Origin of the sequence: Levilactobacillus parabrevis (assembly GCF_044051715.1) — a bacterium.
GTDB classification, from domain to species: Bacteria; Bacillota; Bacilli; order Lactobacillales; family Lactobacillaceae; genus Levilactobacillus; species Levilactobacillus parabrevis.
Map to the genome: position 1 here is coordinate 2,515,642 of NZ_CP168688.1, position 13,697 is coordinate 2,529,338.

Consider the following 13,697-nt stretch of genomic DNA (forward strand, 5'->3'; position numbering starts at 1 on the left):
ATTTTCAAATCGCATCCAATCCCCCATTTTTCCTCTCCAGAACTCTTCTGATAACTCCTTAGGTTAACTTCTTTTATCATAAACTAAGCAGAAAACCAGCGATTTTAATCGCGGGATGAATGCCAGAGTTCAGCATTTTTTGAAACATACGTTCCCCTTAAGCCTTAAACATGGTATACTTAACCCAATCTACAGGGGAGGTATCCATTGGTTAAATCAGGACGAACAATCAAGCTGAGACTCTATCCGAACACTGATCAAGCAGACCAATTTCTAGCGATGAGTCAGGAATACCAACGATTAGCTAATATTGTTAGTCAGTGGATTTTTGACCATGGGTTTCAGTTAAGTTGGTTAAAAATCAATCACCGTCTGTACAAATTATTTAGACAAGAGTCAGAACTCAATAGCCAGATGATTCAGTCTGTCTTTCGAACAGTCTCAGCCCACTACAAGACCGTCCGAAAACAAATGAAACAACATACTTATGCCTATAAGAACGAAGAAAACAAATGGATTCGAGTTCCTAGAGACCTGACCTGGTTGGTGAAACCTATCCAATTTCGTCGGCCACAAGCAGATTTGGTTCGTCAGAGTAATTACTCTTTTGTGGACAAGATGCAACAGGTTTCGATGACTACCCTTGGTAAGCGGATTAAGTTGGGTTTTACCAACAAAGGATTCGAGAAATATTTTATTGATGATTGGAAGCTCGGTACTGCTAAGTTGGTTCACAATCGGGGCAAGTGGTTTCTGCATATTGGCATCACGAAAGAAGTTAGTGATTTCGATACTAAGGATAATCCTCAAATTGTAGGTATTGACCGTGGATTGCGCTTCCTAGCAACCGCCTTTGATAATGAAGGAAAGACATTATTTTTTGATGGCAAAAAGATTTTACGTAAGCGGGAAAAGTTTTTAGATATTCGTCAACAATTACAAAGCAAAGGTACCAGATCTGCCCAAAAAAGGCTGAAACAACTGGCTCAACGAGAGAACCGCTGGATGTCCGATGTGAATCACCGGATAGCTAAGACACTCGTTGCACTGTATGGCTCGCATACGCTCTTCGTTTTGGAAGATTTAACTAATGTGACGTTCAACACGGATGACTTACCCAAATCATTACGTAATAGTCATCGCTCCTGGGCGTTCTTCCAGTTAGAATCTTTCCTAACATATAAGGCACAGGCTATTCAAAGCATTGTTGTGAAAGTGAATCCAGCGTTTACCTCGCAGAGATGCCCGAGGTGTGGCCTGGTTGAGAAGACTAATCGCCATCATGATACTCACGAGTATTGGTGTAAAAAGTGTCAGTATCGTTGTAATGATGACCGATTAGGAGCAATGAATATTAAAATGTTGGGGCAAGACTGGTTGCGTGGTATTAAACGACCAAAGATTAAGAAGCTAATAACTGTTGGGTAAACCTGGCAGCTAAACGGGTAGCTGTCAATTACCCGATGATGTTGCCACTACGAGTAGGAGTGCCTTAACGGGGATGTTGGACTACTGTGTCGTAAGACACGTGAGCGACAAGCCTCTGAATTCATTCAGGGGCAATTGACTTCCTATAGCTAGTTATCCCCTAATACCTACCAAGTCTAACAAAAATAAAAAGCCCAGGCAATTTGCCTAGACTTCAATACCTTAACGCCGAATTTCTAATTTAAGTGGTCGTTTGAAGATCAACTGGGCCACGCCTAATCGATTAGCCAACCAAACGTATAGGCCGACTGCAATCAACCCAAGAACGGCTGCGTAACCCATCGTAAGCAGTTTCCCCGTGAAAAAGGCACTCCCGAAGAGCCACTGACAGCCATCTACCAGAACCGTTGCTAGTACCGCAAAGACCAGATTCAGCCGGATAATTGGCCGAATGCCACCCAGAGCTACCGCATAACTCCGGCGGATCAGACGCCAGCTAACGATGGTAATCCAGCCAAAGGCAATCCCCGTGGTCAACAGCGCCCCATAACCTTGGAACAAGTAGACCAACGGCAATTGCAGCACTAGTTTAATCCCTAACCCAGTCAACAGGTACGTCGTGGCCTTCTTACTCATCCGTAACGCCTGGAGCACCGTCAATAAGTCCAGCGCCAGTGCCAGAATCAAGCTTTGCCAGACGTTGGCCACCAGATAGGTTGCCCCAGCCCCGTCAAAGTTGAAGAAGATCCCGTAGATGGGGTAGGCAAAGGTGCTCACCAACACCACCAGCGGTAAGAGAACAAACGTCAGTAGCTGAACGTTGTTGGTCAACAGTGCGCCAATCTCTTGACGATTCTTTTTGATGTCGGCTAGCTTCCCCGCCAACAATGGCAGCGACGTCTCTGCCACCGCCATCGCTAACGACACGATCACCGTGGTAATCTTGTTAGGATTGGCCGAGAAGATTGTGAAGACATACTGTGTGGCCTCTGCCGACTGATGCAAGAGGCCCTGCATGATCTGCTTGAAGAAGAGCTGGTCAATCAGCTGACTCAGGGTAATTCCTGAGCCCACAATGACAAACGGAATCGACTCATAGCCGATCATCCGCAGGAGCTTACCCGCGGCATGTTGCTTACCCGTCTGGCTCTTGGCCGTCATTTGACGATAAACGCCGCGCTGACGCCATAAATGGCCCAATAAGTAGAGGTAACTGGCCACGGCACCAACAAAGGCCGCCGCGACACTTACGAAGACTGCCTGTACATAGCCTTGGTGACTAATTTCAATCAACCAGTAGGTCCCACCAAGAATCACAATGATCCGGATAAACTGTTCCCAAAGTTGGGAAATCCCAAACGGTTTGAGGTCCCCATTTCCCTGAAACCAGCCCCGCAGAATGCTCATCGATGGCAGGATTACGATGGCCGGAACCAGGCAACGAATGGCAAACGTGGCGTTGGCCACCGAGCTAACGGGACTGTTAGCGGCCAAGATTGGCGCAAGCCCATAGAGTAAAGCCCCACAGATCACGCCGGACACCAGCATGAAACCAAAACCCGCATACGCAATGTGTTTAGAGTTAATGAAGCTATCTTCCCCGTTAAAGAACGCCACCCGCCGAGCAATCGCGGACGGAAAGCCTGCCGTCCCGAGCGCAATGAACAACGCATACGGCGTGTAGGCTGTATTAAACAGCGCCTGCGCCACGGTCTGATGCTGGGGCGAACCAATCATCGCCAACCACGGAATCAGGTAAACGACGCCTAAGATTCGTGAAAAAATGCTCCCAAACGAGAGCCAAAATGATCCTGAAATAATTTTTTTATCCATTAAATTTACACACACCAATTTAGTCTAGTGCCAAAGCACCACTCGCAAGGATACTCCTCTGCTAGGCCGCTGTACATGGGCAATGCGGCAACACCGAGGGATTCCAACCTATTATTTAGCCTCCCAACAAACAGGACAGATCCCTGCCATATCGCGTACGCATCCCCCTCACTAAAAAGGTCGACGCCCTTACGGACCCCGACCCTCTCAACTAAGGTTAAATTTTTCTTACATCGTCTAATCTGAGACTTTCAACGGAACTAATCCCGTTTCACTGAAGGATGTGCCGTGAACCATTCCGTCATGTCATCGATCCGCTGAATACGTAAGCTAGGTAACCCGTTCCGCGAAACACCGTGGAAACTCTGTGGGTAGCGAATAAAGTCCGCGTCGACCCCGTTACGTTTAACAGCTGTAAAGAATTCCTCCGACTGACTGATTGGACAGCGCATATCCCACTCCCCGTGGAGCAGACGAATCGGTGTCGTCACGTTCTGGGCATAAGCCAACGGCGACTGTTTCCAGTAGGATTCGACCCCACCGTCTGCAAACAAGTCGATGGCCAGTTCTTCCGGATTGAAGTAGAAACCAATATCACTGATACCAAAGAGGCTGATCCAGTTCGTCACCGACCGCTGTGAGACAGCCGCCGCAAACCGCTTCGTGTGGCCAACCGCCCACGTAGTCATGAAGCCACCATACGAGCCACCGGCAATGTACTGACGGTCCGCATCAAGCTGAGGGAATTTGGCTAACGCCACGTCCAACCCCGTCATGACGTCATCGTAGTCATCCTCACCGTAGTGCCCGTTCACGTTGCTTTCAAAGGCCTGACCGTAACTGGTTGAACCTCGCGGATTGAAGAAGACCACCCCGTAACCACGACTCGCGTGGACCTGGAATTCATAGAAGAAGGCCTCGCCATAGTTGGCGTGTGGTCCCCCGTGAACGTAGAGCAAGACTGGCTGCTTCGGCGCGTTGGTTTGCGCTGGCAAGTACCAGCCCTCTAGCGCTTGACCGTCCGCTGACGTGTAGTCAAAACGTTGGGGATGGGCAAATTCGTGGGTACTCTCGTAGGCCGCGTTAGGATCATAACTGATGGTTTCAGCGCCGTTGGCCACCTTGAATGCCCGCAACTGACTCGGCTGATCCTGATAGGAAACACTTAGCGCTAGTGTCTCGGCATCCACCACGTCAAAGTCCACGATTTGACGAGCCGTATCGTCGATTAACGTAATTCCTCGAGCATCGCCCACGTAGAGTTGGCTGTGCCCGTGAAAGGCCGTGACAAAGACGACTCGGTCGGCATCCAACCAGCGCACGAGTTTACTCCCAGCCTGCTGCACAAAGTCCCCAGCAAATTCGGGATTCGGGTCGGCATCTAAGTCATCAGTCAGACTGGTCAGATCACCACCAGTTGCAGCGACGAGGTAGACGTTGGCCACAGTGTGGCGGCCAGCCGCGCCGTTGTCCCCAACTAACGCAACCTGTTGGCCATCGGGTGACAGCGTGGCATCCGCAAAATGGCCGTGGATCAGGTTCGCCGTCAAATCTACCATCTGTCCCGTTTGGGTGTCCAGGCAATACGCACCGTGAGCAAAATTACGTTCGTCATCGGGATGATCATCCTGAAGAATGGTGACGTAGCGCCCGTCCTGGCTAACCGAGGTCAAACTGAAGTCGGCACCCTGTTGACAGATTTCCTCTACGACTCCGTTTGCCGGTAAGTAGCGTCGTAACCGATACGTCACGTCCTGCGGTAGCCAACCGTAGCCATCGGCCTTATTGACTAACCGAGTGACGTGCCGGGTCTTAGGAAACTTTTCTTGGTTAGGTAACTTGGGGAGCTCGGCAGTCTCGGTCGTCTTGAAATAAACGCTTTGACCATCGGCTGCAGCCATCACCGTATTCACAGCTTCATTCGGTGTCGTCGTGGTTATCAGCGTCGGTTCACCACCACTTACGGCCACCGTAAATAGTTGTGGCTTTGCTGTACCAACTTTAGCTGCATAAAATAATTGGTCGCCGGCAACGGCGGGTTGTAAGTTCAGCTGGCCATTGACCGCCACATCTTGTGTGTGACCAGCTTGGTCGACGCGCTTAATGCGGGCCAAATACTGATTGTTAGCCTCATCAATACTATTTTCGACGAAGAAAACCTGCTGATTCGCCGCTGACGCTTGGGACACAGATTTTAATCGATAAAGATCTTGTGCACTGACCCCTTGGGACATACCGCATCGCTCCTAGCTATTTATAAATTTTCTCATTATTTTCTCATCAAATAATTATTTTTAATGTTAAGCCAGCTCCGGTGCGATGTCAATTATCAACCCCCACATTACGCCACTTCCACTGAAACCTGCTACACTGGGAGTAACGCAGACAGAAGGAGTGAGCTTGAAATGAAAATTGCAATTGCCGGTGCGGGTGCCATGGGTAGCCGCTTTGGCGTAAAGCTTCAATCAGCTGGTAACCAGGTCACCTTGATCGATAACTGGGACGAGCATGTCACGACCATTCAACAGCAAGGCCTGACTGTCACGACCGATGATGGCACTGACCACGTCTACCACATGACGGCTAAGCGGCCTGAAGAGGTCACTGAACAGTTTGACCTCGTCATCCTCTTTACTAAAGCCATGCAGATGGATCAGATGCTCCAACAACTCAGCGGTGTGCTGGGCAATCAGCCAGCTGTGTTGACGCTAGCCAACGGCATCGGTAACGTCGAGACCATCGAACGCCACGTGCCCAAGGATCACGTCGTCGCTGGGACCACGGTCTGGTCTTCTAGCCTCACGGGACCCGGCCACATCACGGTCACGGGAACCGGGAGTATTTCCCTACAGGCCATTGTCCCCGAAAAGTTCCCAGACTTGCCCGGACTAATTGCGACCTTAAATGGAGCTGGTCTCAACGCTAGCCCGGCCGAAAATGTCCTGGCCGCCATCTGGAAAAAGGCTGGTCTGAATAGCGTCCTCAACACCTACTGCACCCTGTTCGACTGCAACATCGCCGAATTCGGTAGTCTCCCTAACTGGCGAACATTGAACGATGCCGTCCTCAACGAGTTCGAAGCCGTCGCCACCGCAGCTAAGATTCAATTCAGTGCGGCCGACGTAACGGCCCTGATTGCCGCACAGTTCGACCCTAGTAAAAATGGGGGACACTACCCGTCGATGCACCAAGATATGGCTAAGAAGCGGCCAACCGAAATTGACTTTCTTAACGGCTACGTTGCCAAACTTGGCGCTAAGCTCAACGTTCCTGCCCCAACCAATGCGTTGCTCGCCCAATTGATTCACAGTCAAGAAAGTCTAAAGGGAATCAAGTAACAGAAAATTTGATACACCACACTCTGTGGTTTTACTACCATATGTAGAAAAGTCTCACATATTCGTACTATATCTAGTTGTATTTTTCTGAAATTCATCGTAACATAGACCTATACTCATTTTGACCGGTCGTTAGTATTTTCGTTTAACGGGTTCGGCAAACCTAGGAGGGCTAGAGACGATGGACGTTTTAAGAAGATCACAGACTACGATGTATCCGGGTGGCCTAACCGTGGAAAATTTGGCTGGGGAGCACGTTCCGTTCAATTCCCGTCAGATCCATGCAGCACTAACGGCACTGACCAACGATCCCACCGTTGTCCACCGCGTAGAAAGCCTCATTGTGGCCCAATTAGCCGGCTTTGACGTCGTTGCAACTGGAACGATTGAGGCCACCGTGGTTGATACCCTGGAACAGCTCGGTTACGCCAACATGGCGCAAAGCTACCGGAAGCAGCAACACGCTTAGGTAGCTGAAACCTGGTTACTGGTATCACTAATTCTTAAATCTACTGTATTTGAAAAAGTACTGAGCAGATGGCCCAGTACTTTTTTTATCTTCGGCAAGAGGACTATGCTAAAATTGAAAACAACAGAAAGGGGGGATTTTCCTCATGGATACTGAACTCAATCAACTTTTAGAGCAAGCTAGTCAGTTAAAAACTAAGATGGCTGCTTATCGACCGCTATCCGAAGCTGCAGTCGCTCAGCTCGAAAAAAGTATCCGAATTGAACACGTCTGGTCATCCAATGCCATCGAGGGAAATACACTCAATCGCTATGAAACTGCGTCAATTCTAGATACTGGAATGACCATTCACAACGTCCCCATCAAGGATGTCCTGGAGACGTTGGATCTTAACGCCGCTTATGAACATATGACCACTCTAGCTACGGAGCACATTCCTCTAAGCACCACCATTATTCGAGACCTCAACCGGATCGTCACGTTAAAAACAGCAAATGACGTCAGCGAAGCCGGGACTTACCGGACGATTGATGTGTGGCCCTACGGCTCTGAACATCGTCCTTATACCAGTCCCTTAGATATCCAGCCAGCGGTTGACGCCCTGATTTCTTGGGCAAACCAGGCCCAGGCGATGCAACATCCCATTATCTATGCGGCCGATCTTCACCAAAGATTTGTCACGATTCATCCTTTTCTAGACGGCAACGGCCGAACCGCACGACTACTCATGAATATGGCCTTAACGCAAGCAAGCTATCCCGTTATCAATGTGCAACCCGACAAAGCAGCTCGCCAGGCCTATATGACCGCTCTCGAGGCCTCTCAAGAGGCTCAGGGCACCCGATTGGTTTTTGAAAAACTGATTACGAACTATACCATTGCTGAACTCAAACGACGCATTCAGACGTTGGCGCTTAATGAACAGAATCAAAAGGACGCCGCGAATGATATCAGCCCCAAACTGCGAAAGTTATTGGATCAGAACAATTCTGACCAATCCAGTTAATCACGAAAAAAGCGATCACCCTTTCAACTCAAAAGTTGATCTGGCAATCGCTTTATTTATTCGTTTATATTTAGTGTTCCCCACAAAAAACCGATCAGCACTCCCCCGAGAACTGATCGATCCGGTCTATGAGCTTAATTGTGATTCTAAGTGGTGTAATTCGGCTGTCCGCACTTCACGTGGTAAGAACCGACGAATTTCCTCTTCGTTGTAACCCACTTCAAGTCGCTTGTCATCAAAGATGATGGGCCGCTTAATTAAGTCTGGGTACTTAACAACTAAGTCAACAAGTTGGCTAACTGAGAGACTATCTAAATCAACGTGCAATTCCTTAAATACATTGGACCGCGTTGAGATGATGTCCTCACTGCCATTCTCCGTTAAGCGTAGAATCTGCTTAACTTCGGCGGCATTTAATGGCTTGGACTTGATATTCCGTTCGTTAAACGCAATGTCGTGATCCTTCAGCCATGCCCGTGCCTTCCGACTGGATGCGCTACTTGGCGCAATATACAAATTGATCATATCTAAGCACTTCCTTATCGTTGGATTGAGTAACGATAGAAAAAACAACTGACTTGTTCTGGTTCCCCCCGAATATTTCACTGAACTATCTAGTAGAACCAACTTATATATTACCACAATTGAATGAATAATCAACCCTTTTTGGAAACTTTCTAAATAACGGTCAACATTTTTTGGTGGGTTGGTTGTCTTTCCCAACTATTTTCGCAATCATTTATCCACTTGTGATAACTCGCAAAAATCCTTGAAAGCATCGCCACTCAAGCTTCCACAAAGTTAGGGCAGTTAGTCAACTATCTCATGATATGACCTAAATTTATAACTAAAAACGGTCCCGGCGTCTCTTTTTATCTAGAATGCATTAATATTCATATTAAACGTTTTAATATTCATTTAGATTTTCCTTTAGTTCATAAAAGCGCTTACTCAAACTAACCAAAATGGCTAAACCTTTTCTTTGACAAGCGATTTTTCCCCACATTTATTTCCTAGAAGCGTAAAATAGGGACATCATAAATTACGTTTTTGTCGGGAGGAACCCGTTTTGTTAGCCTTTTACGCTGTTGTCTTACTAATTGTTGCGACCATCGTTGCCAATACAATCTATCCCTATTTTCCGTTAATTCCGAAAGCCTTCTATCAAATCTTTGCTGGTGCCATTCTTTCTCTGGTGCCGATGTACCACCACTTCGTCCTTGAACCCGAGATGTTTATGCTCATCATCATTGCGCCCCTCATGTTCTATGACGGACAAAACGCGAACGGTCACGAGCTCCGTCAAAACGTTGGCTCAATCATCTCGATGGCCATTATCTTAGCGGTGCTGACCGTCATTGGCATGGGCTACCTGAGCCACGCTGTTCTCGCTGGCATTCCACTGGCCTTAGCGTTTGCATTAGCTGCCATTGTCACGCCGACCGACGCCGTGGCAGTCTCCTCAATCACAAGTAACATGGCGGTACCAGAACGCGTCATGGGTATGCTGGAGCGAGAATCTCTTTTCAACGATGCTTCGGGGCTAGTTGCCTTTAACCTTGCCCTCGCCGCCTTTACTACCGGTCAATTCTCCGTAGGCGATGGGGTTAAACATTTCTTCGTCGTTTTCCTAGGTGGCCTCTTAATTGGTGTGATTCTAGGGATTGCGGCCGTCATGGTCCGCGTCTACCTGGTTCAGAGTGGTAAAGACTCCTCCAGCGTGATTGTCCCTTACGACCTAATCATGCCCTTTCTCATCTATTTAGCCGCTGAACACCTCGAATTATCTGGTATCCTAGCGGTCGTGGCCGCTGGCCTGATTTACAGTGCCTCCAGCAATCAACTGCGCCTATCCAGTACGCAATTACAATTGGTCTCCCGCTCTACGTGGGGCATTTTCACCAATATTTTAAATGGATTTGTCTTTGTCCTTCTGGGGGTCTCGCTCCCAACCGTGTGGGTAAATATTCAACGAGATGGTACGAAATCACTACCGAGCTTCTTTACGCTGGCTGTGATCCTTTACCTGGTCATGCTGGCCCTCCGTTACTTATGGATTCGCCTCGACTGGGCCTTGATTCACTCTGAGAAAAAGGAACGACCTTTGAACGCTCTGATTGGCGCCCTCTCCGGTGTCCACGGAACGATTACCTTAGCCATGGCCTTCTCACTGCCTTTGACGCTAAACGGTTCAGCCTTCCCTTTCCGAAACACCATGATCTTTGTGGCAGCCGTTGTCATCATTCTCAGTCTCCTCGTTCCCACTATCGTCTTACCTTTCATTTTACCCAAGAAGACCGTTGCCGTGGATCCCGCAACCGTTGCTCAAGAACGTAAAGCGTTGGTGGCCTACGCGACTGAACGCCTCGTCCAGGAAAATCCAGATGATCCCGCTGCTGCACAATCTGTGATCGAAACACTAAATAGCCAAGCAACTGGCGCACGACCCGACCGAAAGAAGATTCGCGTCTTACTCAATCAGGCCACCGAAATTGAAGTTAAGAGCGTCCAGAAACTAGCCGATGATGGTGTCATCCCCAACAACTTCGCGAACCGTTACGTTCGGATGTTGGTGATTAAATCTCAGATGAGTCATCAGAACCCCTTCCAGAATATTTCTTTATGGTTCCGCTTCGTTAGTCACCGAATCACCTTCATGTTCAGCCGTAAATGGCGACGTGGTAAACGCATTGCCAAACAGCGCCAACTTTTACAAGAAATGCCGCACACCCCAGAACAAGAACAACTGCAGGAGCAACGTATTCAGCAAGAAAGTAAGAAACTGAAGCGTCGTCCTCGCCGCGATCCCAGAGCCGAGAAACGTCAACGTGAAAACTTCTTACGGATTGAAGAAGAAATCTATACGAATATCATCAAATTTCTCACGGATATTTCCACAGTAGATAACCAAGCGGAAGTCAACACGGTTCGAAATTACTACAACGCACGGCACCGACGCTTTGTGACCAACAAGTCCACGGACCAACAAAATGAATTATTTATTCAAGCCTTTCAGTACGAATACACCTATATTCAACAGCAAAGAACGGCCGGCATCATCTCCACGGAACTGGCGGACGAACTGTATCAACAAGTCTCGACTGATCAGATGCTCTACACCCAAGAAATCGCGGGTGCTGACTAGATTATTTTCCCACCGTCATATTTTCTTCACAATTACCTGTTATAGTTGTCCTCATAACTTACGAATTTACGAACGAATAAGTTAATAATTTTACTCCTCCAAAGTAAAAATTACGGTCGACCCGCTATGGTATCGACCAACTCCAAACGTAATAAACGTTTTTTCTTCAAGCAGCGATGCGGACAATTTGGTCCGGTCGCTGTTTTTTTGTTAAAGAGAGTGAAGGAGGGCGGTAGGTCCTGAGCATTAACGTAGATAAGTGCCAGCTTGGCGGAGCCGAGCCGGTGCTTATCTGGGTTAAGCGCAGGGACCTGCCCGACTGAACTCGTTTCAAAGGCCGCATATTTTCCCAGTGTTCTGGCGAGAGAAAATCTAACGAACCAAACTAAAGTAGCCACTAACAATCTTCGCCGATCAGAAATCACTTAGCTTTCTAAGTAGAAGAGTCTGCCTCGCACAACCCGATTCTGCGGACACACATTTCCCTAGTTTCCGGGCGAGAGAAAATTTAAAATTCTAATCCAAAGTAACCAGCCAAAACCCGCCCCAACCCACATCTCCTAAAAATCATATATTTCCAAAATTACCCTAACAACAGAATCCCCCGCACCCCACCAAAAACTACCTTATCTCCAAACTTTCCAACAAAAAGCACCCCCAAACAAATACTCACAGCCAAATGAAACCGCTTCCCACTCCCTTTCCCCACCTAATTGTGAGAAAACTCCTCATAATTTAAGAGAATTTGCCATCGTAAATTTACACTCGGTACAAACTAGCTTATAATTTCTTTAACACGTTATAGATTCGGCGGCTGTTCGCTAGTGATCTGTTAGACGTTATTGGAGGGTGAGATCTAATGAAGCTGACAATTTTATCGACAAGCGATACCCACGGGTACGTCTTCCCCACGAACTACGTGAAGAAGGGGACCCAGCTGGGCTTCGGACTGGCCCGCGCGGCCACGGTCATTGCCCAAGAGCAAGCCGCCGCCAAGGAACAAGGTCCGGTCGTCACCATTGAGAATGGGGATTTTCTCGAGGGATCACCCCTCGCCTATTACGTAGCTCGGGTGAATCCCGACCGCGATCCTCAACCCTTGATGAACATTTATAACCAAATCGATTACGACTGTGGGATTCTCGGTAACCACGAATTTAACTACGGTCAAAAGTACTTACAAGCTGCGATTCGCGACGCCAAGCGAACCATTTTGTGTGCCAACATTTTAGATAGTAATGGGGACCCCGAATACGGCCAACCTTACCGGATTATCGAAAAGGCAGGCATCAAGATCGGCGTGCTGGGGCTCACCACCCAAGCCGTCTACAAGTGGGAAAAGGCCACCAACATCAGTGGCTTACAATTCGAATCGGCCTACATTGCTGCTAAAAAATATGTGCCCATCATTCGTGAACAAGCCGACATCGTCGTTGTGTGCTATCACGGTGGCTTTGAGCGCGATTTAACCACGGGTAAGCCTAACGACATTCACGTCGGCGAAAACGAAGCCTACCACATCTTAGAGGCCATTCCCGGCATCGACGCTCTGGTCACCGGCCACCAACACCGGCAACTGGCGACAGACGTCTTTGACATTCCGACCACGCAACCCGGTTTCCGAGGCCAAGCCATCGGGAAGATTACGTTGGACCTCGACCGGGACGCCAACGGCAAGGTCATCGTCGTCAACCACGGCTCTGAATTGGTCTCCGCAGCCGAAGCCCCACTGGACGAAAAAGTTTTGAAAGCCGCAAATGGTTTAAACGATGAGGTCGGCCACTGGCTAGATCAACCGTTAGGCCACATCAAGGGTGACATGACCTTCACCGATCCCTTCGCAGCTCGCATCGACGAGACACCTTACATCGAATTTATTCAAAAAGTTCAAATGGCCACGATGGGCGCGGACATCTCCGCAACGGCGTTATTTAACGATGAAGCCCGTGGATTTGAAAACCCCATCACCATGCGAAATATTATGACCAACTACGTCTACCCAAACGGCTTATCCCTCTTAAACATTACCGGGGCAGATCTGAAGGGCGCGCTGGAAGTAACCGCCCGCTACTTCAGCTCCCAAGACGGCGAAATCATTGTCAATCCGGCATTTATTCACCCCAAGCGTCGTCAATACAATTACGACATGTATGAGGGTGTTGACTACCGAATCAACGTGGCCAAGCCGATGGGCCAACGCATCGAGAACCTTACCTATCACGGTCAGCCAATCGAAGACGATCAACGGCTCCGCATTGCACTGAACCAGTATCGTGCGGTCGGTGGTGGCCACTACCCGATGTACAGCGCCGACAAGATTCGCGCTGAAAGTCAGGGTGCCATGAGTGAAATCATTGCGGATTACCTGCAAGAACACCCGACTATCGATGCCACTGCGAATAAGAACTTTACCGTGGTTTACGATCCTGGATAATTTTTGCGTTGCGTAAAGAGCAGTTATCACTGTTATCTCCTTTC

The 13,697-nt window shown here is 48.5% G+C and carries 9 protein-coding genes; 6 read left to right on the plus strand and 3 right to left on the minus strand.

Translation table 11 applies throughout. The features are described 5' to 3' along the window. Positions 1–207: 207 nt before the first annotated feature. The gene (locus ACEPSU_RS11680) at positions 208–1,428 is read left to right on the plus strand and encodes an RNA-guided endonuclease InsQ/TnpB family protein (protein ID WP_395361563.1); all 1,221 of its coding nucleotides are present in this window, start codon (positions 208–210) and stop codon (positions 1,426–1,428) included. 222 nt (positions 1,429–1,650) lie between these two features. Here the strand turns inward: ACEPSU_RS11680 and ACEPSU_RS11685 are convergent, their stop codons facing one another. Both ACEPSU_RS11685 and ACEPSU_RS11690 read right to left on the minus strand, forming a co-directional pair. After that, positions 1,651–3,261: a polysaccharide biosynthesis C-terminal domain-containing protein gene (locus tag ACEPSU_RS11685; protein ID WP_395321816.1), complete on the minus strand. Its 1,611-nt coding sequence runs from the start codon at positions 3,259–3,261 to the stop codon at positions 1,651–1,653. A 260-nt stretch (positions 3,262–3,521) separates the two neighbouring features. Continuing rightward, the gene (locus tag ACEPSU_RS11690; protein WP_395321818.1) at positions 3,522–5,495 is read right to left on the minus strand and encodes a S9 family peptidase; all 1,974 of its coding nucleotides are present in this window, start codon (positions 5,493–5,495) and stop codon (positions 3,522–3,524) included. A gap of 171 nt (positions 5,496–5,666) precedes the next feature. Here ACEPSU_RS11690 and ACEPSU_RS11695 point away from each other — a divergent pair, with 171 nt between their 5' ends. From ACEPSU_RS11695 to ACEPSU_RS11705, 3 genes are all read left to right on the plus strand, one after another. Beyond that, a complete protein-coding gene (locus ACEPSU_RS11695; RefSeq protein ID WP_395321820.1) occupies positions 5,667–6,599 on the plus strand; it encodes a ketopantoate reductase family protein in 933 nt (310 codons plus the stop codon). Positions 6,600–6,780: 181 nt separating this feature from the next. After that, positions 6,781–7,068, plus strand: a complete 288-nt coding sequence (locus tag ACEPSU_RS11700; RefSeq protein ID WP_020089123.1) for a hypothetical protein — start codon at positions 6,781–6,783, stop codon at positions 7,066–7,068. A gap of 145 nt (positions 7,069–7,213) precedes the next feature. Next, positions 7,214–8,074, plus strand: coding sequence for a Fic family protein (locus tag ACEPSU_RS11705; RefSeq protein WP_395321823.1), 861 nt, complete (start codon positions 7,214–7,216; stop codon positions 8,072–8,074). 126 nt (positions 8,075–8,200) lie between these two features. Here the strand turns inward: ACEPSU_RS11705 and spx are convergent, their stop codons facing one another. Continuing rightward, positions 8,201–8,599 carry a transcriptional regulator Spx gene (spx, locus tag ACEPSU_RS11710; protein ID WP_020089121.1) on the minus strand — a complete coding sequence of 133 codons (399 nt, stop codon included), beginning with the start codon at positions 8,597–8,599 and terminating at the stop codon, positions 8,201–8,203. Positions 8,600–9,143: 544 nt separating this feature from the next. Here spx and ACEPSU_RS11715 point away from each other — a divergent pair. Together ACEPSU_RS11715 and ACEPSU_RS11720 are read left to right on the plus strand one after the other, a co-directional pair. Continuing rightward, complete coding sequence (locus tag ACEPSU_RS11715; RefSeq protein WP_395321825.1) at positions 9,144–11,219, plus strand: cation:proton antiporter; 2,076 nt, start codon at positions 9,144–9,146, stop codon at positions 11,217–11,219. An 859-nt stretch (positions 11,220–12,078) separates the two neighbouring features. Further along, on the plus strand, positions 12,079–13,653 hold the full coding sequence (locus ACEPSU_RS11720; RefSeq protein ID WP_395321827.1) for a bifunctional metallophosphatase/5'-nucleotidase: 1,575 nt from the start codon (positions 12,079–12,081) through the stop codon (positions 13,651–13,653). Positions 13,654–13,697 lie beyond the last annotated feature (44 nt).